Genomic DNA, 25,923 nt, shown 5'->3' on the forward strand with positions numbered 1-25,923 from the left:
CTGAAACCAATGAACAAGCGAAACAGGTTAATCGGACTCTTATGCGCCATGCTGATACTCAGCATGCATTTGTCTGCGCAGCAAATCTGTCCGTCTGTTACCATTACAGGGCCTGTTTGTTCTGCAGATGGCATACTCACCGCTAATATCAATCCGGCTGCAGCTTCACTTACCTGGAGACGTGATGGCAATATTATCGCCGTGTACAATGCTAGTTGGTCAACAGTAGCAACTACTGTTGCCGGCGGTAAGGGTAAGGGAACTTTGTTAAATCAATTAGACTTTCCTGCTGGCGTATTCGTAGATGCATCAGGCAATGTGTATGTGGCTGATGCGAATAATTATCGTGTAATGCGTTGGTCGCCCGGAGATAGTGTGGGTGTTGTGGTTGGTGGTGCCGGTGGCGATGGAAATGCACCTAATCAATTGCGTGCACCCAATAGTGTTTGGGTAGATGGTTTAGGTAATTTATATGTTGCTGATCGCTTGAACCATCGTATTCAGCAAATTGCACCTGGTTCAACAAATGGTGTAACGATAGCTGGTGGTAATGGCCGTGGAAGTCAAGCAAACCAGTTAAGTGAACCGATGGATGTATTCCTCGATCCAGCAGGTAATATGTATGTGGCTGATGCAGGAAATCATCGTGTGATTAGGTATCCTGCAGGATCATCTGCGGGAACAATTGTTGCAGGTGCAGGCGGTTTAGGTAATCAAAATAATCAGTTAAATAGTCCCCAGGGTGTTTGTGTTGATGCAGCTGGTAATGTGTATGTAGCCGATGCATTGAATCATCGGGTATTGCGTTTTGCACCGGGTAATCAATTTGGTATAGTCGTGGCAGGTGGCAATACAGCTGGTGCTGGACTGAATCAATTAAATGCGCCTTCAGATGTTTGGGTAGATGGTAGTGGTAATTTGTTTATTGCAGATAAGGGCAATCATCGTATTGTACGTTGGATACAGGGTGCTGCTACAGGAACGGTGATAGCTGGTAATTCGCTTGGTACGGCAGGTGCTACATCAACTGAATTACAGTTTCCATCCGGTATCCACTTTGATGCCAGAGGTAATTTGTATGTAGCTGATCAAAATAATTTACGTGTTCAAAGGTTTGCGGCAGGTGCTTTGAATAATCAACTGTTTATAGCTACCGGTGGAACTTATACAGCTACAGTCACTTCTTTCACCGGCTGTTCAGTTACTTCATTGCCTTTTGCAGTGAACACATCGCCTACATTAACCATCACTGGTAATGCAGCAGTATGTGAAGGCGGTAGCACAACTTTAACTGCTGCTGGCTCTGCAAACTATGTTTGGTCGCCAACAACAGGCTTAAACACCAATACTGGCCCAACGGTTACAGTGCGTCCAACAGCAACCACAACCTATACGGTAACGAGTACGGCACCGAATGGATGTACCGGTAGGGCAGCCATTACTGTTTCAGTCAATCCAAAAGTAACGGTAAGCTTGAAAGGACCTGTATGTACAGGCAATGGACCATTAGAAGCGGTATTGAATAATATTCCAGCCAGTCTTGTTTGGCGATTAGAAAACAATATTGTGGCAACACATCTGCCTCGTTGGGATTCGCTTTCAACAGCAGTTGCAGGTGCCAATGGTTTGGGCATTGGTTCTAAGCAACTGGTATTACCTGCCGGCATTTTTGTAGATGCGCTTGGTAGTGTATATATCGCAGACGCAGAAAATCATCGTATTCAAAAATGGGCAAAAGGTGCAACAGAGGGTATCACAGTTGCAGGTGGTAATGGGCCTGGTATTAATCCCAATCAGTTGAACGGACCACAATCAGTATTTGTGGATGCTACTGGCGCCATATTGATAGCAGATGCGGGTAATCATCGTATCCAAAAATGGTTTGAAGGCATTAGTTCAGGTGTTACCATCGCTGGTTTTGGTGGGGAAGGTGCTGGTCTGAATCAACTGAATACACCGGTAGGTGTTTGGGCTGATGCTGCAGGTTGGCTGTATATCTCTGATCAAAATAACCATCGTGTTATTCGCTACGCACCCAATGCGCTTAGTGGCGAAGTTATTGCAGGTGATATTAGTGGTAAAGCAGGTAGTAATAATAATCAACTGAATACACCACAGGGTATTTATTTGGATGCCAGTGGTAATTTATATATCGCAGATGGATTTAATCACCGCGTGCAGCTATGGAATAGAGGTGCAACAACGGGTATTACGATTGCCGGCGGTAATGGTTTGGGTAATGCTGCTAATCAGCTGAATAACCCGCAGGGTGTGTTTGTAGATGGTGCGGGACAAATCTATATTGCCGATAAAACCAACCACCGTATTCAGCGTTGGGTTTTTGGTGCAAGTAGTGGTACAACAATTGCCGGAGACAGTACAGGTGTTCTGGGTAGCAGCTTAAGCAGAATGCAGTTCCCATCAGGTATTGCAATGGATCCAACGGGTAACCTCTTTGTATCGGATCAGAATAACTTGCGTGTATTGCGTTTCAATATTAGCAATATCAATCGTAATTACACGGCTGTAACCGGTGGTAAATATTATGTGCAGGCAACTGCTTTCAATGGTTGTAATGTGAGTTCAGATTCTATCATTGTGAATGAATCACCGAAATTGCTGGTAAGCGGAAACACATTAATCTGTGCTGGCGATACCACTGATATCACAGCCACTGGTGCAGATGTATATAGCTGGACGCCGGTAACAGGTGTGAGCAATTCAGCTTCAGGTACAGTGAAGATGAGTCCTGCTGCAACAACTTCTTACACTTTGTCTGCAGCGAATAACAATGGATGCCGGGCCACGGAAACTGTAGTGATTACCGTGAATGCAAAACCAAGTGTGGTGATTGAAGGCGATAATTGTATCACTACCAGTGGTGAATTGATAGCCAGAACCGCCACTTCAACCGCTAATCTGCGTTGGTTTAGAAAAGATACATTGGTGCGTAATGTGGCACCAGTATGGGCTACTAGTGCCATCATAGTTGCAGGTGGTAATGGTGAGGGTGCAGATTCTGCTAAAATGAACAGAAATCAGGGACTTGCTTTGTCTGCCGAAGGGTTGATTTTTGTTGCAGATGCATTTAACCATCGCATACAACGTTGGGGTGCGAATGGTATTTTGGGTGTAACCGTTGCTGGTGGTAATGGTGCTGCTCAGGGTTTACAAGACTTAAACAATCCAGCAGCAGTCTTTTTAGATCCTGCTGGTAATGTATATGTAGCTGATCAAAACAATCATCGTGTCATTCGTTTCCCTGCAAACAGCAGATTGGGTTCAGTTGTTGCCGGAGGTAATGGTGCTGGTAATTCAGCCACTCAATTAAATGCGCCAACGGGTGTGTTTGTAGATAGAGCGGGAAACTTATACGTGGCTGATCAAAACAATCACCGTGTTCAGTTATTCCGTCCGAATAGTAATGTTGGTGTAACCATTGCCGGTACTGGTGTAGCGGGAAGTTCTGCACAACAGTTGAATAGTCCGCAAGCAGTATTTGTAAACAGAAATGGATTGATTTATGTGGTAGATGGTTTGAATCATCGTGTTCAACGGTATACAGCAGGTAATCTAACCGGTATTACAGTAGCAGGCTTAACAGGTTTAGGTAGTGCGGCCAATCAGTTTAACACCCCAAGGGCTATTTGGATAGATGGGGCCAATAATATGTATATCGCCGATGCGGGTAATCATAGAATTCAATTTTGGCCCGATGGAAGCAATAGTGCAATTACCATTGCCGGTGGTAATGGCGCAGGTGCAGGAACCAATCAATTGAATACACCATCAGGGGTTGTATTGGATAATAGTGGTAATCTATTTGTTTCAGAAGCGGGCAACCATCGGGTTACTCGATTCAATCTTACCGCTCAAACTGCATTTCCTTATACTGTTGCAGTGTCTGATACGTTTAAAGTAATTGCTACTTCATTTGCAGGGTGTAGTGCAGTTTCAGATCCGTTCATTGTGAATATCGGTGGAAGACCTGCAAAGCCTGTTACCACAAGTGATCCAGACTACTGCGTAAATGCTGCGGCTGTTCCTTTAACTGCATTGGGCAGCAATTTAAAATGGTATGATACGGTAAGAGGCGGTGTAGCTTCAAACAGAGCGCCTGTACCGCCAACGACCAGACCTGATACACTTAAATATTATGTATCACAAACAGCGCAGAATGGATGTGAGAGCGAGCGTTCTTTGATCACTGTGCGCATTTTTGAGAATCCAAAAGTTGGTGTCATCAGAACCAAAGCAGAACTGGTGCCAGGCGATACATCCTTCCTTTTTGCACGATCATCTACCAATATCAAAACTGTACGCTGGGAGTGGAATGGCAGTACACTGTCCAGAACAAGTAATCCATTGTTTGTATATTTTGGCGGACTAGGTAATTATCGTGCTGTTGTTACAGATTCTAATAATTGTGTAGGTGCATCTGATACAACCGCGAATATTATTGCCAGTAATAAAGCTGAGAAAGTCGTATTTGTGTATCCCAACCCTACATCGGGACCTACGACTATTTTGTTTCAGGTTCCTGATAATACACCAAGTGTGTGGATCAGAATTGTAGGTGCAGATGGAAATACGGTTGTCAACAATCGATATACATCTTTAAGTACAGGCTATAATCGCTTAGACCTTGATCTCACAAACCTGAACAGAGGTATGTATGCTATTCGGATACTTACCGGATTAGGGGAGGAATTAGGCTCGAGGTTATTTTATCGAAAATAGATTAAGGGTTACATTGGTCGCAAGTGCCTGGATCTGCACATGGCTTAGCTACACGTTTCTGTTCTGTGTGACCGCATACCGTACAACCATAGATTTCAAGCAGTGTATTAGCTGTAGGTGAATTACACCAGCAGCAGGGTAGTCCTGCAAATGTTTTTTGTATTTGGTAGCCGGGACTATGGCAAGCAAGACATTCGCTTTGCATCAAGGCCACAAGCTTTTCAGTTGTAAGCCTGATTTGTTCCTGACGCGTTGGGTTATGCATGGCCCTCAGATCCGTTTCTGCTATTACGGTTTCGCCTCTTGTCTTCGTAATGTGTAGATAGGATTTGATCAGTTGATCGAAATCCTGTATGTCTTTATATACAAGTCTGTCACGTATCAATTCCTCGTTGCTCATGAGAATTACTTTGTGTTCGGGGAATCCGATTGTGTGTACGAACTCTAGTAATTCTTCTAGATTCTTTGCGGTGATTTTTGCAGCATTGGTATTGTAGGAGCTATTGCGTGAGATAATCTCCTGCTGTGTTTTTCTATCGTATAATACAATGATTTCTGTATTGATGGTAATGAAAGGCGAATCAGGATGTGGATGAAATGCACCTTCGCTTGCCACTAATAAAGATGCGTTACTGATGGATTCTGCCTGTTTGATTTTTAATCTTGCAGTTCCCAACTGATCTGTAGGTCGCTCAATTTCTCCACTGAAAGTGCCCAGCATATCTGTATCATATCGGGCCAGCTCTAAACTGATATTAAACGCATGCCATAGGATTGGACCGATAATGCGCTCTTTGCCATGTTTGGTGATAATGGCTGCAGTTCTGTTGTAGAATCTATCTGCCATTCAACCAAGTTCACTTATTCATGTGAACTTTTTGTTACGAAGGTATAGCCTCTGTCTATACTGGCACTTTTTTCTGTCATGGTACCGATAATATAGGTCATTAACCCACCTCCAATAAGTGCACCGCCAATGGCATAACCATTACCAGTGAAACTGCTTTGTTGTGGGCTGGAAGCATCAGCAATTAATAAAGCTCCTGGTATCAATGAAGCCACCATAATACCGGCTGTAATTGCCCGACCTGTTCTGCGGATTCTTTTTACTTTAACAATATTTCTAAGATGAATATCTACATGTCTTTTGTCAGTGCTCGAAAATCGGCCAAGCACCACGGTACTATCTGTAACAGCTAGTATGGGCCCACGGTAATAAATACCTTTATCGTTTTCTTCCCACTCAAGTTTAACTGATTCGCCTATTTCAAAACGTTTTTCATGATTACCTTTTTTGGCAATGAGTGCGTCCTTGGTCTGTGCAGCAAGTGTAGTAGCGACAAATAAAAAAGATATCAGCAGGATGAAATAACGCATAAACAATATTCTGGCGGTAATTTACAGTTTATTTGTGCATATACATGTAGTTCTACCCCCGAGTTTTTATACATTTGCGCCCATGACAACAGAGCATTTAAAAGATATGAGGGACCGTGTGAGTGTCCTGAGGAGGTTTCTTTGACGTCGAGAACCGACAAATCAAAATAGAAAACGATCGTCAATTGTCCTTGTCGCCCGGATTCTGGGACGACAATAGCCGTGCCACGGCCATCATGAAGGAAATCAAAGTAAATGAGTACTGGCTCAAGCTCTTCAAGGATGTAGAAGGAGCTGTAGAAGATTTTGCTGTCTTGTTCGATTTCATGAAAGCCGGCGATGCAACTGAGGAAGAAACACGTGCTGCTTATGAGCAGGCTTTACAGGCAATAGAAGATGCTGAATTTAAGAGTACATTGAATCAGCCGGAGGATGAATTGCCAGCCGTGCTGCAAATCAATTCTGGTGCCGGTGGTACTGAAAGCCAGGATTGGGCAGAAATATTGGCGCGTATGTACCGCATGTACGGTGAGAAGCAGGGTTGGAAAGTTACAGAACTGGATTGGCAATGGGGCGATGGTGCGGGTATTAAAACTGCTACGCTTCAATTTGAAGGCGCTTTTTCTTATGGATTCCTGAAAGCAGAATCAGGAGTGCATCGCCTGGTACGTATTTCACCATTTGACAGTAATGCACGCAGACATACATCTTTCGCTTCCGTATTTGTTTATCCATTAGTGGATGATACTATTGAGATTGAGGTTAAGGATAGTGAAGTGAAGATGGAAACAGCGCGTAGTGGCGGTGCGGGTGGTCAGAACGTGAACAAGGTAGAAACCAAAGTAATGTTAACCCACTTGCCCACAGGCATTGTGGTTATTTGCCAAACCGAACGTACGCAGCTGGGTAACCGTGAGAAAGCCATGCAAATGTTGAAGAGTCGTTTGTATGAGGAGGAATTGCGTAGAAGAGAAGAAGCAAAGAATGCTACCAATGCGAGTAAGAAAAAGATTGAGTGGGGTAGTCAGATCAGAAGTTATGTATTTCATCCGTATAAACTCATCAAAGATCACCGAACAGAATACGAAGTTGGTAATGTTGGACCGGTGATGGATGGAGAGCTTGATGGATTTATCAAAGCCTATTTGATGATGCAAAAAGAAGAAGCTTAAACAGCTTCTTTTTTTGTTTTCGCGGGTTTACTCATCTTCAGCCAGAAATAACCTAAGAGCATAGCAATAAATGAAGCCAGCAATACGGATATCTTGGCTATATCTTGTCTTACTGCATCAGTAAATGCAAGTGTAGAAATGAAGATTGACATCGTAAAACCAATACCGGCAAGAATACCTGCGCCAATTAATTGATACCAGGATGTGCCTGCAGGAAGACTGGCCCATTTTCTGTTGATTAAAAAGTAAGCAGCAAGGCAGATACCAATCGGCTTACCTAAAACCAAGCCAATCATAATGCCCCAGCTTAAATGACCTGTTAAAGCCTGCAAACTGTTTTCTGGTAGTAATATAGCCGTATTTGCTAAAGCAAAAATTGGTACGATAATAAAGTAAACAGGCGTATGCAGTTTTAATTCAAGTCTGACGAGTCGGTTTACCGGCATCAAGAAAGCAACAATTACACCCGCAACAGTTGCATGCACTCCTGAGTTAAACATGCAATACCAAACACCTGCTGCTAATATATAACGTAAGAATACAGGTGCTTTACTGAACTTATTGTGAAAGTATAAACCTGCTCCAAAAGCAATAGCACCTAAAATGTACATGAGTTGAACACTACCACCATAAAATAGTGCAATCACAACAATGGCACCCAGATCATCAATTATGGCCAATGCGGTTAAGAAAACTTTGAGTCCGATTGGAACCCTCTTGCCAAGTAAGGAAGCAACACCTAAAGAAAATGCAATATCAGTTGCAGTTGGAATAGCCCAACCTTGCATTTCAGCGCTCCCCTTATTGAAAAACGAGTAGAACAATGCAGGCGCCAACATGCCACCAATTGCCGCTACTATTGGTAGTATGGCTTTTTGCATGGAGGATAGTTCGCCCTGTACCAATTCTCTCTTGATTTCCATTCCGGCTAATAAGAAGAAAATGGCCATCAGAAAATCATTAATAATGAGCAGCAGGGAACCTGGTAAGTGTAAAGGGCCTACAGCAAAGTGGTGAGCACCTTCTTCAGCCCAATGAATATTCCAGAAGCTTCTATAAGCTTCGCCGGTAAGATCAAGATTTGCCAGTATCAAGGACAGGGCAGTACAAACAAGCAGCGTGATGCCGATAGAACGGCTATCGTGAATGAACTCTTTTAAAGGATCGAGAAATTTTATTTTCAAAAATTCCAGCATGGTGGCAAGATACAAATCAATCGAATGATAACCACCCCGTCATATGTTTCACATATGCCACCCCTCCTTGAAAAGGAGGGGATACTGTATATTAAGCTATAGTATGCTCCCCTGCCAAGGGGAGCTGGCGCTCCGTAGGAGCGACTGAGGGGTATGTGTATTATGGTTTAAATAATAACCACCCCGTCATATGTTAAAACACATGCCACCCCTTCTTGAAAAGGAGGGGATATTGTATTGGTTCAGTAATTTCCCTTTTATTGTTTGTTAACAGCAGTCACTGATGCTTTGATAATGTTGATCACATAATCTGGGTCATCGAAAATCCATTTATTCTCAAATCTGAGTATAGTGATTCCTAAATTTTGAAGAAAGCGCTCTTTTTCTGAATCAGTTATTGCTGCTCTGCCCCAATTATGTACTTCACCATCAAGTTCTATTGCTATTTTTTTGCATGGAGCATAAAAATCAATAATTTAGTTACCAATACTATGCTGCCTTCTGAATTTAATGCCTGCAATCTTTTTCCCTTTTAAATAAGTCCACAATACTGCTTCAGCGCTTGTGCCGTTGCTTCTTAATTTCCTACGAAAGACTTTAAGGTATTTTCGATTGTTTAGCGGTGTCATAAATGAGATGCACCAAAATTAATCTTACATAACTAAAATAAAACCAGCTAAGTAAGTACTCTAAGGACTCTCATCAATCAGTCAAAATCTCCAGTTTGGATTTAGGACGCTTACTGTCTAGCCACTGAAAACCGCGAAGGCGCATTTCACCATGATTCACCTGTCCCATAGGGAAAGTAGTGCCTTGCAAGTTACTTCTGAATACTACCCGTTGTGGTTTGCTACTTTCTTTTTCTGGATTGAAGAATACATCAATGATGTCTGCAGTAGCTCGGTTTACACCAATAAAAGCATTGCGGTCGTCAGTGCCGTAATAAATGCTTTCAGAGTTTCCTTTCGAGCGAAGAAAATCCATCCGACCGTCTTTGAAAATACCGTTAATGGTATTGCCTTTTAGCTGATTGAAATAATCACCACCAGCTTTGCTAATCGCTAAAGCATTTTCATATACATAGAGTCGCTCTGGCTTTTTGTTTTTGGTAAAGAGTAACATGGTATCACCAGTAATCTGATTATCCTGCGCCCAGGTAATTGGTGATTTGTACAAACGGAAAATAGAGTCCTTTAATGAATAGAATAAACTATCGCAGCTTGCCTGTAAAGAATCTGAGAAGATTTTAACGTTGTAATAGGCTTCAAAGAATTTGTCTGTACTGTCTTCAGGCGTCTTTTTGTCTTTATTGGGTGGCGGTAGTTTGATGAATGGGGTGGATGAATCACGGATGCTCGGTACTTTTCTGCTACTGGTCAGTTCGCTGAGCCTGGATGAGTATAGTGTATCCGCTTTTATCCAAATGGAATCTCTTTCTTGTTTTACCAATAATATCGGCTTCTGTGTAGCCAGAAATGAATTCTTCTTATTATTCGTTTTGATATCATTGGCGATAATATCGAAGCCTTGTGCAGAATCCTTGCCTCTGTATACGGCATTACCTTTAAAATGACCAAGTCCGGTAGAATCATCGAATGCCATTTGGTCTGCTGTAAACGTGTATGTGCTGTCGTCTACAAAGGGTCTTCTGCCGAATTCTGCTTTCTTGGTGCGCAGGTTGTAAAAACCTTCTCTTGTTTTGATCGTACGCTTACCATTCACAATCCTGCTCGGTGAAACAAATGTGGCAATTTCTGTATTGGTATTGTACAGCAAGGTGTCTGTGTACATTTTAAACTCAGGATCAGTTAATACTACTTGCTGTTTGAAATACACATCTTTTGTATCACCATAATAATAACCTTCTCTACTGACTAGGGTAGTTTTACCATTTACCAATTTGGCACCTTTGAGATAAGTGCCAATGCGTAGCTGTGTATCGTATTCCAGTTCTTCTGTGGTTAGTACACCTTTACCATCAGTCAGCTTGACTGATTTTTTCAGGTAGGCTCTGCGTTCACGACCCAGGTACTTAAGGTATTGTGCATACGTATGTATGGTATCAGCATCATTAATATGCACATTGCCGAAAGCTTCCAGAAAGTTTTCTTTTTGATTCAACACAATACTGTCTGCATAGAAAAGGGTAGTCTCCTGCTTTACCGCAGCTTTACCTGCCAGCGAGAAAAAAGTGGTGGAATCCTTTTTCTGAATGTTTTCTCTGTCGGCCCTGATTACTTCAATGAGTTTACCCGGAACAAATCCGGTATCTGCAATAGCAGTTCTTTGCGCATTGGCGCAGATCGCATAGAGTGTACAAATCAGGAGAAAGCTATGGCGTAAAAGCATCATTGTTTTTGCTTGCTGGAATCAGCCAGTGGTTGCATCAGCGGACCGCTTTTATCCTTTTTGCCAAATACGGATACATTGACGTAGCGCTTAGGATGCATTCTAAGATCATCTACTAGTATATTAGCGCTGCGTATGGTGTTGTTAAGGTTGTCGTAAAGCGCTTTATCATTCATCAGCTTGCCCATCGAGCCTTCACCTTTATCAATCTTGGTGAGGATATTATTCAGGTTGTTAACTGATGTTTTCAAGTCTGCAATGGTTCCGTTAATATCCGATTTGGCGAGTTTGTCTGTTGTAGTCTGCAGATTGCTAACCACACCATTGATTTTTTCATTATTGTCAGCCAGATTCTTTGTGAAGCTATTCACATTATTCATGGTCTTGGTGATGCTGCCTGTTTGTTCATTCAGCATACCCTGCATCGACGCTGAAGCGTTCATCAGGTTGGCTGTGGTCTTGTTCAAATTGGCAATCACTTCCTGCAGATTTCCCTTGGTAGTAGGATCGAATATGCTATTGACATTTTTCAGTACGATATCTAATTGCCTTACAGTTTCCTTGATCTGATCAGCAACAGGCAGGAGTTGATTAGCTACCGCACCAAGAATGCCCATACTTTCCTTAGTCATTAATGTGTCGCCTGTTTTCAAGTGCTTTGGATCATTACCCAATGCGATTTCGATACTCGGGGTACCAAGTGGGTCTTTGATGATTGAAGCAACTGAATTAACCGGTATTTCGTAATCGTCCTTAAGCTTGATGGAAACATTTATTTTCTTCAGGTCTGCACTCTCGGTTTCTATATCGTAAACAGATCCAATCTGAAACCCATTCACATAAACCGGGTTAGAGACCATCAGGCCCTTGGCATCAGGATATTTGGCATAAAGGAAATGCCCTGTTTTAAAAAGGCTTCTGCCTTTCAGGAAATTAAACCCAAGAACCAATAAAGTAATGGCAATGGCTGTTAATGCTCCTACCTTGGTTTCATTCGAAATCTTCATAGCTACAAATGTAGGAATGAAGAAGCATTATTTGCGGGCTACTCCATTAACGGTGCCGATTGTTCTGTTTTCCAGCGAGTTTTTGTAGCGTTTTAATGCATTGATGATCACCTGACTGGTTTCGCGTTGTCCGGCATCGCTGAAAAGATATCTTTCTTCCTCTGGGTTTGAAATAAAGCCGGTCTCCACCAAAACAGATGGCATGGAAGTGCCTTCCAGAACCCAGATACCTTTTTCATTACGTTGACGGGCTTCGCGACTTACTCTGCCGATTTTCTTGAATTCATCTTCAATCGTAAAGGCGAGGTGCTGACTACGCTCAAAAAATTGCTTGGCTTTCAGGGCTACAAATGCGGCGTTTTCAGGAGAGCGGCTATCGAACTCACGAATAATCTGGTTGATAGAGCTATCAACAAAAGCATCTTCATTCTCCATCATTTCGCGCTTCTTACTCTCATTTTTAGCTGCACTCCAGATGTAGGTTTCTGTACCCATTGCTGGAGAAGGAGAGGTCCAATAACGGTAAACGGGTACTTCCTTGGTGTACTTTTTCTTCTTTTTGCCTTTGCCTTTATAGAAAGTTTTGGTCTCGTAATGAGTCACTTCTTTATGCTTAATGCCAGCTGCTGAGTTCAGGTGGATTGAGATAAACAAATCCGCCTTGGCACGATTGGCGATATCACATCTTTCGTAAAGAGATGGATAAATGTCATCACGTCTGGTCATAATAATGTCCAGTTCGGGCATCTGCTCACGGAGCATTTGCTCCAGTTTCAATGAAATTTGTAAGGCAATATTCGCTTCGGTAGATAATGTGCCCTTGGCGCCTTGATCATGTCCGCCATGTCCGGCATCAATCACAATGCGGCGCAAAGCAGGGCGTTGAGGCGCTTTTTGCGCCGCTGCACCAATACTGAATATCATTAACAAAACCCAGGCAACGAACAGTCTTTTCCTCATATCCAATTTGTTAAAGATGTGCTTTATTATCATCTTCAGCCCGAAGGGGCTATTTTTGCCACTACTAACATGAGCAAACGGCGTAAAATTAACGTAAAATATACCCCGGCTATTGCAGTACTCGCAGCATTCCTGATTTTAACAAAGTATCAGCAGGCAGCGGTTCACCTGTCTGGGCAGTTTGGGCAATTTTTAACGTATCCTGACACATTGCCTGCAAAACCGGATTCTCCAAGGGTAAAACCCAATATCATTCGTACAGATAGCACAAAACCTGCACGTGTTAATACAGTTGATACGATTGTTATTTCAAAAGATTCCATAGATGCCCCAATCAAATACACGGCAGAGGATTCCGGCGTTCTAAAAATTGAAACCAAGGAATTTCTACTGTACGGTAAAGCAGAGGCCGATTATAGCCAAATGCAACTGAAGGCAAACACGATTCAGTACGATCAAGCTTCACAATTAGTAAGGGCATACGGTTCAAGAGACACAACCGGTAGTCCGCTGAGTAAACCTGAAATGCGCCAAGGTGAAATGACTTCTCTGAGTGATAGTATCACCTTCAACCTCAAGACATTGAAAGGGGTTACTAAAAATTCTTATTACAAAGAAGGTGAGATGTTTGTGAACGCAACACTCTTGAAAAAAGTGGATACCAATGCCTTCTTCGGGTATAATGCCAAATTCACTACTTGTAACCTGGATACCCCACACTTCGCCATCCGAGCTAAGAAACTCAAATTGATCAATAATAAAGTGGCCATGTCAGGCTTAGCCATTCCAGAATTTGAAGGAGTGCCTGTGCCTATCGGACTGCCCTTTGGTATTTATCCGCTCTCGCGGGGAAGAAGTTCAGGCCTGATGGCGCCGCAATTCATCACTAGTGAGGATTTTGGTATTGGTTTGGAGGGATTGGGTTATTATAAGGTCTTGAGTGATTATGCTGATGTAACAGTAAGAACCAATTTGTATTCATATGGCGGCTGGGCAGTGAATGTTGCGCCAAAGTATATGAAGCGCTATCATTATACAGGTGGTATGAACATCACGTTTCAGAATACCAAATCCCTGAATCGTGGGTTTACTGCCAGTAAGGAGGAATTCAATAGTGTACGCAGCTTTATGATTAACTGGAACCATTCCAGAGATAATAGGGCAAGGCCGGGTACCAATTTTACGGCCAGTGTCAATTTTGGTAGTACCAGATTCAACCAGAACCTGCTCAATAACCCAATTCAGAATTTCCAGAACCAGCTAACTTCTTCAATTAGTTATACCAAGGATTGGAAGGGTAAAATAAATATGTCGGTAAACGCTACCCATAACCAAAACAACAATACCCGATTGGTAAACCTGAGTTTGCCAAATATTGGATTCAATATGGTGACGGTTTACCCGTTTCAAAAGAAAGAAAGAATTGGTACAGAACGTTGGTATGAGAAGCTGGGTATAGGTTTGAATAGCCAATTACAAAATCAGATTTCTTTCTACGATACCGCTTTCAATATGCGCCGATTGCTGGATACCATGCAGTGGGGTGCATCGCATAGCATACCAATTACTTTATCCTTACCTGCATTGGGGCCAATTACTATCGGTCCATCTATTTCGTATGATGAACGTTGGTACGGACAAAGAGTCATTCGTAACTGGAATGCAGTCAATAAAAAAGTAGATACTACTATCCAGCGTGGATTTTATGCGGCAAGACAAATGAGTTTTGGTATTTCTGCCAGCACGCGGATATTCGGTACTGTGGTGATGAAGAAACCGATGGGTAATATCAAAGCCATTCGCCACGAAATCAGACCAAGTTTTGGTGTCTCTTACAAGCCTGATATGATGGCTCGTTATTACAAGAATTTGCAAATCGATACAACAGGCCGTACTATCCGGGTTTCACAATTTGATGGAGGTATTCTGGGAAGCTTTAGTGAAGGCAGATTTGGTGGTATTAGTTTCGGCGTGGACAACCTGCTTGAAATGAAAGTGCGGGATAAAAAAGACACATCAGCACCGGATAAGAAAGTGCGCTTGATTGATGGCTTTGGTTTTACCTCATCCTACAACTTAATGGCAGATAGTTTTGCCCTGTCTCCATTTAATTTTTACCTGCGATCCAATTTGTTTCAAAACATCAATATTACTGCCGGTTTTGTTTTAGATCCATACGAAACCGATAGCAGAGGCTTCAGAAAAAATCAGTTGCAGTGGTCGAGAAACAAGTTTAGTCCGGGCTCCATTACAACAGCCAATATCGCAATTTCAACCAGTTTCCAGGCAAAGACCAAGGATGGTAAAGAGAAGGATAAGGAGATTCCGATGGATCCTTTCATGACACCGGAGGAACAACAAAGACAATTACAGTTTGCACGCGCAAATCCTGCAGAGTTTACGGATTTTGATATTCCCTGGAGCCTTAATTTATCATATTCTTTGAATTACTCCAGAACCATTAAGCCTGATTACAGTGGCTTTCAAAGTGTGATCATACAGGGTATGAGTTTCAATGGGGATTTCAGTTTGTCCAGTAAACTGAAGATTCTTGGAAATGGATTTTTGGATCTCAGTGCAGGTAAGATTCAGCAGTTCACTATGAGTCTTAGTCGTGAAATGCACTGTTGGCAATTATCTGCCAATGTAACACCAATAGGTTTGTTCCGTTCATTCAGTATTACAGTGAATCCTAAATCAGGTATTCTTCGCGATCTGCGCATCAATAGGGCCAGAACTTATTCTAACGCCGGCTTCTAACGATTGGCATCATAATAGTTCCACATAGTTTGGAAGACTTCATCTTTTAAAGCAACGCTTTGTTTGCCTTTACTTTCAATGGGAGCCAAGAAATGAATTTCCAGTTTGTGTGGTATGAGATAAAAAAACTTATTCACCGGTAAGGCTTTGCCGGTATTGAATATGAGTGTGGGTATTACGGCGTTTCCGGTATCTGTTGCCAGTTTAAATGCGCCGTCATAGAATTTTTTCAATGGTTCACCTGTTCTGTTGCGGGTACCTTCTGGATAAATGCACATGTGCATACCAGCTTTCAGTACATGGCGCATTTCGTCAAAACTTTTTCTCCTGCTTTGTTCACTGTTGCGATCTACCAATACAGAACCTTTACGATAGTAGAAACCAAAAATGGGTACTTTGGCAAAAGAGGTTTTGGCAATGGTTTTATTGGGGCCAGGAATAAAAGGTGAGGAGAGTGGCACATCCAATAAAGTGTTGTGGTTGCAAGTGATGATATAGGAAGTATTGGGTGCGAAGTTTTCTTTGCCGCGCACTTTTACCGGGCAACCAATCAATGTTAACCAAACACGCATCCAGATGCGAGCCAACTTGATGAATAAATCCTGACTACGCCACTCAGGCCATAAATGCGTGAGCATGGATGGAATGAATATCAGCAGAAATGTGCCCACGAAAGTCAATAGGCCCCACAAAGCCCAAATGCGCGCAAATATGTTTTTCAGCAAGTTCATGTTCTTGAATTAAAGGTGCCAGTCGATAGGTGCTTTTCCTTGTTTAGCGAGTAGTTCATTGGTTTTACTGAAATGCTTGCAACCAAAAAATCCCTTATCAGCACTAAAGGGAGACGGATGCGCCGCTTTGAGTACATGGTGTTTGGTTTCGTCAATTAGCACTTGTTTCTCTAGTGCAAAGCGCCCCCAGAGCAGGAATACGATTCCTTGCTTTTGATCTGAGAGGGTACGGATCACGTAATCAGTAAAATCCATCCAGCCAATTTTGGCGTGACTGGCAGGTTCATTGGCACGTACAGTTAATGCTGCATTCAAAAGCAATACACCCTGATCGGCCCATTTGGTGAGATTGCCAGTTGATGGAATGAGCATGCCGATATCAGCTTTCAGCTCCTTAAAAATGTTGACCAATGAGGGTGGTGGCGGAACACCATCTTGAACTGAAAAGCTGAGTCCGTGCGCTTGACCCGGTCCATGATAGGGGTCTTGCCCTAAAATCACCACTTTCACGTTGTTGAATGGTGTATGTTCAAAAGCATTGAAAATGAGCTGACCCGGAGGGTAGATGGTTTTGCCAGAAGCTCTTTCTGTTTTCAGGTGGGTAACAATTTGGAGGAACCAAGGCTTGTGAAAAGCCGCCTGTAGCGCTTGTTTCCAGCTTTCTTCAATTTTTACCTCCATGATTGCGAAACAGTTTGGGCGCAAACTAATTAAAATATATTTTTGCCAGCCCAAAAAGGGATGGTCCGGTAGCTCAGCTGGATAGAGCAACTGCCTTCTAAGCAGTAGGTCATTGGTTCGAATCCAATCCGGATCACAAAACCCCTCGCATTTGCGAGGGGTTTTTGTTTGTACCGCCCTTCTGCTGAAATCAGAATAATTTGTAATTTGATTTTCCTTAAACCAACGCACATGAAAAAATCATTCTTAACCAAGACATGGGATGTCTTGCAATATATATTTATCTATTTTCTATCACTGGTATTAATTGCTTTTGCCTTTTCTAAGTTTTTCGATAACCAATTTGAAATATATAAGTATTCAGGTTATGTGCCTTTAAAGGATGTTTCACGAATGACGCATGCATGGTCTTTCTTTGGTCGCTCTTACCCCTATAACTTGTTCTTAGGTATTATTGAATTTGGGGCAGGCGCATTGATTTTGTTTAAGCGTACGAGATTAATAGGTCTTTTACTAGCACTTGGATTATTCGCCAATATCCTTATTATCGATATCGAATTTCAAGTGAAAGATGCGCTGACGCATGTTATTGTAGAAACGATTATGGTCATACTCTTGCTGATTCCTTATTTGCCAAGTTTGAAAGCGTTCTTCTGGAATATGGCTGGTAAGATTCAGTCCGAAAGCCAGATAACTGTCTCCAAATTCGCACGTATTGCGCCTATTGCTTTTATAGCACTGCTTTGTATTGGCTTTTTGGTTGAAGCATATTTGTTTGCGCAATCCAAAGAAAAGTTTATGGGTGAATATGCTATTCAAAGAATGGTGGTTGCTAATGATACACTGCCATTAAGTGGTGGAAAAAATACCAAACAGCCGATGTTATTCTTTGAGTTTGGTAACGTGTGCATCCTCTCTGCAGATGATTCAACTTTTTGGGGTGATTATTTTATTAGAAAAGATAGTATTGAGATCGTCTTAGATAAGCAGTTTCGAGGCGTAAAATCAATAAAAGCCGGTTTGAACAGGTCGCAAGCGCTGATACAGGGTATTACTGATCAGCAGCAACCAATACAGGTTCAATTGGCAACAATGCCTAAGCGAAAGAAATAGTTATAAGAAACCTGATGAAATTAATTCCGGAAGAAATGAAACATCCCCTCCGTATTTCTCTAAAAATCTTTTCTTAGATACTTTCTTAAATAAACCCTCATTAGTTCCCATGCCTTCAATAATCCTAAACAAAATGGGTGAGCCAAAGTCAATGAAAATGTCCCTTTTTGATTGGGACCATGATTTACGAGGCCAGCTCCACTTAAAAGGGTATTTACTATATTCATCCAATTTCCTTTTTTCTCTGGATGTACTATTTGACTGCATTATAAAACGGTTATAGCTGCTTATTTCCTCAGTTATATCAGAAGATGTATCCTTAAAGTTATCTTTAAATTCATTGCCATTTATTATCCATAGCATCTGCTCGCCATAAAATTCTTCTCTTTTCACGATAGTTTGCTTCTGAATTGGCGAATTCTGTAGTTCAATTATCACATTGCTTTTTGTCCGAACATCAGCGATATGTTTAATTCTATCCTTTGTGATTATGACTTCACTTTTTTCTTTCCCAAAAGCATGTTTCCATTTTTTATGCCATTCAGTTTCAGGTTCATGCCAACTGTCGCAGTTTTCGTCTGCAACGTGAGCCCAGTGCCATAAATTTATCTCACCACATTTAGAGAATACATCACCATGACACAAAGGACATTTGCCATGCAACTTTGGTCGAGCTTCAACTTTTTCTCCATTGACATTTGCGTATAGCATTATTTATGCTGAATTACTTAAGCAATTTATCAAGTTAGTTGGAATTAATCCATAGGAGGATATAATAAGCTGTTTATGAAGCCTATAGCAAATTCACCTATCTGCCTTTGGCACTTGGCCTTGCGCCCTTGAAACCGTACTTTTGCCACCTAATTGGCTATCCATGAGTGAAGAGAAAAGCTTGAATTTTATTGAGGAAATTATTGAGAACGACCTGAATAGTGGTAAATTCAGTTCTATTGTCACCCGCTTTCCGCCGGAACCCAATGGCTACCTGCATATTGGTCATGCCAGTTCCATTTGCCTAAACTTCGGTTTAACCAAGAAATACCCCGGTTATACGAATCTCCGTTTCGACGATACCAACCCAACCACTGAGGAAACAGAATATGTAGAAAGTATCAAAGAAGATATTCGTTGGATGGGTTTTGAGTGGAAGCATGAATTATATGCTTCTGATTATTTCCAGCAGCTCTATGATTTTGCTGTGTTACTAATCAAAAAGGGATTGGCTTATGTGGATGATTCTACCAGCGAAGCCATTGCTGCCATGAAAGGAACGCCAACTGAGCCTGGTAAGGATAGTCCGTTCAGAAACCGTTCAGTAGAAGAAAACCTCGATTTGTTTCAGCGCATGAAGCATGGTGAGTTTCCTGATGGAAGCAGAACCCTGCGTGCTAAGATTGATATGGCCCATATCAATATGCTGATGCGCGATCCAATCTTGTATCGTATTAAGCATGCACATCACCATCGTACGGGAGATGCCTGGTGTATTTATCCGATGTATGATTTTGCGCATGGTCAGAGCGATTCCATTGAAAACATCACACACTCCATTTGTACACTAGAATTTGTACCGCACAGAGAATTGTATGATTGGCTGATTGCACAATTGGAAATTTATCCATCACATCAATATGAGTTTGCGCGCAGAAACATCAATTATACGGTTACCAGTAAGCGTAAACTCTTACAGTTGGTGAATGAAGGCCATGTAACCGGCTGGGATGATCCGCGTATGCCAACCATCAGCGGTTTACGCAGAAGAGGTTTTACGCCGGAGAGTATCCGCGATTTCTGTGACCGTATAGGCGTAGCCAAGCGTGAGAATATGGTGGATGTTGGCTTGTTGGAATTTTGTGTGCGTGAGCACCTGAATAAAGTAGCTCAGCGTAGAATGGTGGTATTTGATCCATTGAAAGTGGTGATAACGAATTATACTGCTGCAGAGGAATTATTGCCAACGGAAAACAATCCGGAAGACCCGAATGGTGGTACACGCATGGTGCCATTCTCTGCGGAGATATTTATTGAGCAGGATGATTTTATGGAGAATCCGCCTAAGAAGTATTTCCGTTTGGCGCCCGGACAAATGGTTCGTCTGAAGAGTGCATATATCATCCGCTGCGAAGAAGTCGTAAAAGATGCCGATGGAAAACTGATTGAATTACGTTGTACCTATATCCCAGAAAGCAAGAGCGGTTCTGATACATCTGGCATTAATGTGAAAGGTACCCTGCATTGGGTGAGTGCCAAACACGCAGTGAGTGCAGAAGTACGTTTATACGATCGTTTATTCCGCGTGGAAGATCCAACTGATGAAGAAGGTGATTTTAAGGAATATTTGAATCCTGAATCATTGCAGGTGGTGAACCGTGTATACGCAGAGCCAGATTTGCTCAATGCTGATTTGAATAGTCGTTATCAGTTCTTGCGTAAGGGATATTTCTGCCTCGATAAAGAAAGCACTACCGAACACCTCGTCTTTAACCGTACTGTTACGTTAAAAGATGCCTGGGCCAAGGAAGTGAAGAAAGCCTAACCGATATGCATACCGCATTCCAACAAATCATGGCCGCACAATTTTCTTTTGTGCAGCGCCAGCATACCATCCTGCTTGCCATTAGTGGTGGAGTTGATTCTGTGGTATTGGCTAATTTGTTGTTGAATGCTGGTTTTCGGATTGAGTTAGCACATATGAATTTTCAATTACGTGGTGAGGAGAGTCTGCGTGATGAGCAATTCGTTCAAGATTTCGCCAAGCAAAGAAATTTGGTTTGCCATATCAAGCGGGTTGATACCCAATCTTTCATGGAGCAGCATAACATGGGTGTGCAGGAAGCAGCCCGAGTATTGCGGTATCAATGGTTTGAAGCATTGATGCTAGATCGAAAACTTGATTATCTGGCTACTGCGCATCATGCAGATGATCAATTGGAAACTGTATTTTGGCATTTTTTCCGCGGTACAGGTATCAACGGGTTGAAGGGGATGGATGCATATTCGCCTAAACAAAAATTGATTCGTCCCTTGCTGTCATTTCATAAAGACGCTATTCTTGCACAAGCAAAAGCTGATGGATTGGCTTTTGTGGAAGATAGTAGCAATGCTGATAGTGATTACACTAGAAATTTCTTTAGAAATGAAGTATTGCCCTTGATTGAATCGCGGATGCCGCAAGCAAAACAACAAGCGCTACAGACCATTCAGTATTTACAGGATAATGCAATCATCCTCAAGCATACAATTGATCAGTGGAAAAAGAAACTATTGATCGCTGATGGAGTGCAATACCGAATTCCCATCTTATTGCTGCAAGAATATCCAGCTTGGACAACTGTTTTGTGGGAGCTACTGCATCCTTATGGTTTTACAGCCGGACAGCATGCAGAGATTGTCAAATTATTGCAGGCAGAAAATAGCAGTTATGTAAGTGGTGAAACACATCGTGTGATTAAAGATCGTAAGCACTTGCTGGTTGCTCCAATAAAGTCTACAGTTGATCCACAAACATTGTTAATTGAAGCGGGACAAGCGAGTATTTCATTTTCATTAGGAGAGTTGCTAATTCAACAAACAGCAGTGCCGAAAGAAATCAGTGCAGATCCAATGCTTGCATTGATTGATGCAAGTGCATTAACATTCCCATTTTTATTGCGTCCATGGCGGGTAGGCGATTATTTCTATCCCCTCGGTATGCGCAAGAAGAAAAAGTTGAGTCGGTTCTTTGGCGATATCAAATTGTCACGCACTGAAAAAGAACAAGTATGGGTGATTGAATCCAATAAAAAGGTTGTCTGGATTCTTGGTCATCGTATTGACGATCGATTTAAAATCACGCCGCTGACCAAGCAGGTTGTTCAGATCCGCTTTAAAAAGAACGCATAAAGTCCATCACCTGGCGGATAAAACTTTCCAAAGGATCAAATCCTTTAAAGAAAACAGAAGCAATCAGGATAAACACAATACCTGATACAGCGCCCCAGATATGTGCGGAGTGATTCACATTATCGCCACCACGTTTTTCCATGTAAGCTGAACCAATCAGATATATTGGTGCGAATACGAATCCCGGAATAATCGGTGGCAGAATGAATAAACCAATCTTGATAGTAGGATAGAGGAAGATGCCTGCAAAGACAATGGCAGAAACAGCCCCCGAAGCACCCAAACTTCTATACCAATAATCATCCTTGTGTTTGATATAGGTTGAAATAACACTTACGATGGTTGCCAAGAAATAAAGCAGCAAATACATCACAGTGCCAAGTCCCGGATAGATTTGTGCAAATGCTTCTTCAACGATATCGCCAAACATATACAGCGATAGCATATTGAACAGTAAGTGTGTGATATCAGCATGAATAAAACCACAAGTAATAAAACGGTACCATTGTTTTTTGGTCTTGATGATGGCTGGTTGAAAAATCAGGTCATCAATCGTTTTATGATTGGAGAATGCAGGAAAAGAAATAATCGTGGTGAGTATGATAATAGAGAGTGTAGAATTGATCATAGCGCAAAATTAGGGCTAAACGTGGTGGTATTTTTCATTGCGGTTGATGGTGCAGGCGCGATAGACTTGTTCAGCAAGGATCAAGCGCACCAGCATATGCGGGAATACCAATTTGGAAAGACTCCAGGTAAACTGCGCTCTCTGCTGAATAGTACCGTCCACACCAAAAGCACCGCCAATCAGGAAGACAACTCGCTTGGTACTTTCGTTAGCACGTTGCTGCAAAAGGTTAGCCAATTCGGGTGAACTGATGTTTTTGCCTCTTTCATCTAATAAAATGAGGAAATCATCAGGTTGCAGTTGTTGTAGCACCAATTCAGCTTCTGCTTTTTTGAAGGCTGCTTCATTCAATGAAGCCGCATTCTTTGGTGGTGCAATGATTTTCCATTCCACGCCATAGTATTTCTGAATCCGTTGGGTGAATTCTTCCACACCGGCTTTCACCAAAGCTTCATGTGGTTTGCCAACAGATGCCAGTACAATTTTCATGTGGTAAAAGTAAGTGATTCGTGCGCGGTTTTATACTGTGGACTTTAGTCCACAGTATATGTATTAATTAAAGCAATAGATGTATTTCCCCGGACTTCAGTCCGGGGTGAAATGTGATGTGTTTTAGAAAAACACTGCGGCCATTGTTGGTCGCCCGACCAACAAGAAAAATGATGCAACTAAAGTCGGGCGCTGAAAGCGTACAATATAAATAGAGTCATTCGTGTGAATTCGATACACAACCCTGAAGGGGTTGAATAAAATGTCGCGGTGAGGACACCGCTCTTGGCTGTTAGGATTACTACTTGATTTCTGGCCATTGTTGGTCGCCCGACCAACAAATAGATGTCTACAATTAGAATCGGACGCTGAAGGCGTCCAATATGAATAGAGTCATTCGTGTGAATTCAATACACAACCCTGAAGGGGTTGAATAAAATCTCGCGGTGATAACACCGCTTTGGGCGTATAGGATTACTTCGTGATCCGTGTCGCATTGGTCTAACCCAAAGACCTATCCACGCTTTTAGCGTGGGGGTTATCACTTTTTTGGAAAATATCTGTGGTATGAAAATCAGGATTACTACGTGATCCTTTTCGCATTGGCCTTACTCAAAGACCTATCCACGCTTTCAGCGTGGGGTCTTTTTATTCGTCTGCTTAGCAAAGCAAGCTTTGCACGCATCCAAATAAAAAGACCTGCCAATTTTGGCAGGTCTTTGTGACCCCGTCAGGATTCAAACCTGAAACCTTTTGATCCGTAGTCAAATGCTCTATTCAGTTGAGCTACGGGGCCATTCCCTTAAATGGGCTGCAAATATAGGCGGGGGAGTTCATATTTTGAAATTCCCGCACAAAAATTATCAGAAATGCCAGCGTACAAATGCCTCAATAGCAGCATATTTAGTCATACCCAAAGCTGCATACAGATTGGCTGTATTGGCATTGCGTTCTTCTGCACGCTGCCAGAATTCGCGGCTATCGGTTCCCTGGAAGGGTACCATGTCTTTCTGGCTCTGGTGAATAAAGATGCCAAAACGCTTTTTCATCACCTGATCGGGACTCATAGGGATGGCCATTTCGATATCAGCAATATCCCATTCCTGCCATGCACCTTTATACATCCATACATAGCAGTCCTTCACCCATTTTTCACCGGCAGCTTTTAATCTGCGCATGCTTTCAAAAACAATGTCCAGACAAACTTTATGTGTACCATGCGGATCAGCCAGATCACCAGCGCAATAAATTTGGTGCGGCTTAATCTTATTCAACAATTCCATCGTCAACACCACATCTTCTTCACCCATGGGTTTTTTCTCCACCGTACCAGTTTCATAGAATGGCAGGTTTTGAAAATGACAACGGTCTTCGGTTAAGCCAACATAGCGACAAGTAGCTTTTGCTTCGCATCTGCGGATCAACCCTTTGATGGCGCGTATCTCAGCAGTATCGGGCTGATTTTTAGCTTTATTCGATATGTATTGTCTTGCTTCTCCCAGAATCTTGGTGCTTACTTCATTGTTGATGCCAAACATGTCTTCAAAACCAACAGCAAAATCCAGAAAGCGTGTAACGAATTCATCCGTTACCGCAATATTACCACTGGTTTGATAGGCTACGTGCACTTCATGTCCCTGATCATGTAAGCGCTGGAATGTACCACCCATGCTGATGATATCATCATCGGGGTGTGGACTAAAAATTAAACAACGCTTTGGATGTGGGTCGCTGCGTTCTGGGTGGCCAGGAATCACTGCATTCGGTTTGCCACCGGGCCATCCAGTTAAACTATCGCGCAGCATGTAAAACACTTGCAGGTTTACTTCGTAAGCATCACCTTTTTCAACGAGCAAATCGCCTAAGCCATTCTCATTATAATCATGTGCAGTAAGGCTTAGCACCGGCTTACCTAATTTGAGTGCCATATGTACTACTGCGCGCTTGATCATCTTGGGTGTCCAGTCAACATCACCACTCAGCCAAGGCGATTTAATACGTGTTAACTCACTTGCAGCTACTTCATCAATCACAAATGTGCAATCGTTGTGCTGCTGCAGAATAGAAGCGGGGATTTGTTCTGTTACATGTCCTTCCACTGCTTTGGCTACAATCGGCGCTTTCATACCCCAGGCCATCAGAATCACTTTGCGTGCTTTCATGATGGTACTGATGCCCATGGTAACCGCCATGCGCGGCACTTGAGATATATTCTGAAATTCAAATGAGTTGGCGATACGTGTACTGTTGTCCAACGACACCAACCTCGTCTTAGAAAAAATACTCGAACCAGGTTCGTTGAAACCAATATGACCGTTATTACCAATACCCAATATTTGCAAATCAATACCACCTACGGCTTCTATCAATTGCTCATACTTTACACAATGCTTCTTGATATCTTCTTTCGGTAATTGTCCGTTGGGAATATGAATATTCTCCGCATCAATATCCACGTGATTGAAAAGATTGCGATGCATAAAGCTCCAATAGCTTTGATAGGCTTCTTTCTCCAGGGGATAATATTCATCCAGATTGAAAGTGATCACATTACGGAAGCTGAGCCCTTCTTCCTTATGCATACGCACCAACTCCTTGTATAAAGTAATCGGTGTAGAGCCGGTGGCTAATCCCAATACACAATCTTGTCCCTTCGCCTGCTTCTCGCGAATAAGTGCCGCAATTTCAGCAGCAACAAACTGTGAACCGTGCTTAGAGTTTTCAAAGACTTTCACAGGAATTCTTTCCAGACTATCGGATAAATCAACCGAAAACTTGTGCTGGGCCATATTGCGGATTTTTGCAGACAAATATAAAATTTTGCAGGTTTATGCGGAA

The 25,923-nt window shown here is 42.3% G+C and carries 20 protein-coding genes and 2 tRNA genes; 7 read left to right on the forward strand and 15 right to left on the reverse strand.

Annotated features, from left to right (window positions below; all coding sequences use genetic code 11):
- Positions 1 to 9: 9 nt before the first annotated feature.
- The gene (locus J0L83_02820) at positions 10 to 4,740 is read left to right on the forward strand and encodes a T9SS type A sorting domain-containing protein (GenBank protein MBN8663476.1); all 4,731 of its coding nucleotides are present in this window, start codon (positions 10 to 12) and stop codon (positions 4,738 to 4,740) included.
- Between the two features lies 1 nt (position 4,741).
- On the opposite strand, the gene J0L83_02825 is transcribed toward J0L83_02820, so the two are convergent.
- Entirely contained in the window at positions 4,742 to 5,587 is an 846-nt protein-coding gene (locus J0L83_02825; GenBank protein ID MBN8663477.1) for a hypothetical protein, read from the reverse strand.
- 14 nt (positions 5,588 to 5,601) lie between these two features.
- Positions 5,602 to 6,117, reverse strand: a complete 516-nt coding sequence (locus J0L83_02830) for a hypothetical protein (GenBank protein MBN8663478.1) — start codon at positions 6,115 to 6,117, stop codon at positions 5,602 to 5,604.
- An 82-nt stretch (positions 6,118 to 6,199) separates the two neighbouring features.
- Between J0L83_02830 and prfB the strand changes: the two genes are divergently transcribed.
- Positions 6,200 to 7,289, forward strand: a protein-coding gene (gene prfB, locus J0L83_02835; protein MBN8663479.1) for a peptide chain release factor 2 whose coding sequence is annotated in 2 segments (ribosomal slippage) — positions 6,200 to 6,259 and positions 6,261 to 7,289 — 1,089 coding nt in all. Because the reading frame shifts where the segments join, the coding sequence is not laid out codon by codon here.
- On the opposite strand, the gene nhaA is transcribed toward prfB, so the two are convergent.
- The 6 genes from nhaA to J0L83_02865 all read right to left on the reverse strand — a co-directional run bounded on the left by nhaA (position 7,286) and on the right by J0L83_02865 (position 12,801).
- Positions 7,286 to 8,473 (reverse strand): Na+/H+ antiporter NhaA, encoded by a 1,188-nt coding sequence (gene nhaA, locus J0L83_02840; protein ID MBN8663480.1) that lies wholly within the window; start codon positions 8,471 to 8,473, stop codon positions 7,286 to 7,288. The genes prfB and nhaA overlap by 4 nt on opposite strands.
- A gap of 269 nt (positions 8,474 to 8,742) precedes the next feature.
- Positions 8,743 to 8,961 (reverse strand): DUF559 domain-containing protein, encoded by a 219-nt coding sequence (locus tag J0L83_02845; GenBank protein MBN8663481.1) that lies wholly within the window; start codon positions 8,959 to 8,961, stop codon positions 8,743 to 8,745.
- Positions 8,962 to 9,114 (reverse strand): DUF559 domain-containing protein, encoded by a 153-nt coding sequence (locus J0L83_02850; protein MBN8663482.1) that lies wholly within the window; start codon positions 9,112 to 9,114, stop codon positions 8,962 to 8,964. It lies immediately after the preceding gene.
- A gap of 73 nt (positions 9,115 to 9,187) precedes the next feature.
- Complete coding sequence (locus tag J0L83_02855) at positions 9,188 to 10,837, reverse strand: hypothetical protein (protein ID MBN8663483.1); 1,650 nt, start codon at positions 10,835 to 10,837, stop codon at positions 9,188 to 9,190.
- Entirely contained in the window at positions 10,834 to 11,841 is a 1,008-nt protein-coding gene (locus J0L83_02860; GenBank protein ID MBN8663484.1) for an MCE family protein, read from the reverse strand. Before J0L83_02860 ends, J0L83_02855 begins: the two co-directional genes overlap by 4 nt.
- A gap of 27 nt (positions 11,842 to 11,868) precedes the next feature.
- Positions 11,869 to 12,801: an N-acetylmuramoyl-L-alanine amidase gene (locus J0L83_02865; protein MBN8663485.1), complete on the reverse strand. Its 933-nt coding sequence runs from the start codon at positions 12,799 to 12,801 to the stop codon at positions 11,869 to 11,871.
- A gap of 69 nt (positions 12,802 to 12,870) precedes the next feature.
- Here J0L83_02865 and J0L83_02870 point away from each other — a divergent pair, with 69 nt between their 5' ends.
- The gene (locus J0L83_02870) at positions 12,871 to 15,561 is read left to right on the forward strand and encodes an LPS-assembly protein LptD (protein MBN8663486.1); all 2,691 of its coding nucleotides are present in this window, start codon (positions 12,871 to 12,873) and stop codon (positions 15,559 to 15,561) included.
- Here J0L83_02870 and J0L83_02875 read toward each other — a convergent pair.
- Together J0L83_02875 and ung are read right to left on the reverse strand one after the other, a co-directional pair.
- Entirely contained in the window at positions 15,558 to 16,292 is a 735-nt protein-coding gene (locus tag J0L83_02875) for a 1-acyl-sn-glycerol-3-phosphate acyltransferase (protein MBN8663487.1), read from the reverse strand. The genes J0L83_02870 and J0L83_02875 overlap by 4 nt on opposite strands.
- A 9-nt stretch (positions 16,293 to 16,301) precedes the next feature.
- Entirely contained in the window at positions 16,302 to 16,973 is a 672-nt protein-coding gene (gene ung / locus J0L83_02880; protein ID MBN8663488.1) for a uracil-DNA glycosylase, read from the reverse strand.
- A 62-nt stretch (positions 16,974 to 17,035) separates the two neighbouring features.
- Here ung and J0L83_02885 point away from each other — a divergent pair.
- Both J0L83_02885 and J0L83_02890 read left to right on the forward strand, forming a co-directional pair.
- Positions 17,036 to 17,109 (forward strand) — tRNA-Arg (locus J0L83_02885).
- Positions 17,110 to 17,204: 95 nt separating this feature from the next.
- A complete protein-coding gene (locus J0L83_02890) occupies positions 17,205 to 18,086 on the forward strand; it encodes a hypothetical protein (protein ID MBN8663489.1) in 882 nt (293 codons plus the stop codon).
- Here the strand turns inward: J0L83_02890 and J0L83_02895 are convergent, their stop codons facing one another.
- A complete protein-coding gene (locus J0L83_02895) occupies positions 18,087 to 18,797 on the reverse strand; it encodes a hypothetical protein (protein MBN8663490.1) in 711 nt (236 codons plus the stop codon). It abuts the gene before it with no gap.
- Between the two features lie 163 nt (positions 18,798 to 18,960).
- Here J0L83_02895 and J0L83_02900 point away from each other — a divergent pair, with 163 nt between their 5' ends.
- Positions 18,961 to 20,622, forward strand: a complete 1,662-nt coding sequence (locus J0L83_02900) for a glutamine--tRNA ligase/YqeY domain fusion protein (GenBank protein ID MBN8663491.1) — start codon at positions 18,961 to 18,963, stop codon at positions 20,620 to 20,622.
- A 5-nt stretch (positions 20,623 to 20,627) separates the two neighbouring features.
- Positions 20,628 to 21,968 (forward strand): tRNA lysidine(34) synthetase TilS, encoded by a 1,341-nt coding sequence (tilS, locus tag J0L83_02905; protein MBN8663492.1) that lies wholly within the window; start codon positions 20,628 to 20,630, stop codon positions 21,966 to 21,968.
- On the opposite strand, the gene J0L83_02910 is transcribed toward tilS, so the two are convergent.
- The 4 genes from J0L83_02910 to nagB form a co-directional block, all read right to left on the reverse strand.
- The gene (locus J0L83_02910) at positions 21,952 to 22,596 is read right to left on the reverse strand and encodes a rhomboid family intramembrane serine protease (protein ID MBN8663493.1); all 645 of its coding nucleotides are present in this window, start codon (positions 22,594 to 22,596) and stop codon (positions 21,952 to 21,954) included. The two genes, tilS and J0L83_02910, sit on opposite strands and share 17 nt — an antisense overlap.
- Before the next feature lie 15 nt (positions 22,597 to 22,611).
- On the reverse strand, positions 22,612 to 23,085 hold the full coding sequence (locus J0L83_02915) for a 23S rRNA (pseudouridine(1915)-N(3))-methyltransferase RlmH (protein ID MBN8663494.1): 474 nt from the start codon (positions 23,083 to 23,085) through the stop codon (positions 22,612 to 22,614).
- Positions 23,086 to 23,807: 722 nt separating this feature from the next.
- Positions 23,808 to 23,881: transfer RNA gene (locus J0L83_02920), tRNA-Arg, on the reverse strand.
- Between the two features lie 67 nt (positions 23,882 to 23,948).
- Positions 23,949 to 25,874 carry a glucosamine-6-phosphate deaminase gene (nagB, locus tag J0L83_02925; protein MBN8663495.1) on the reverse strand — a complete coding sequence of 642 codons (1,926 nt, stop codon included), beginning with the start codon at positions 25,872 to 25,874 and terminating at the stop codon, positions 23,949 to 23,951.
- Between the last annotated feature and the right edge of the window lie 49 nt (positions 25,875 to 25,923).

Source organism: Chitinophagales bacterium (assembly GCA_017303835.1).
GTDB lineage: Bacteria > Bacteroidota > Bacteroidia > Chitinophagales > Chitinophagaceae > JAFLBI01.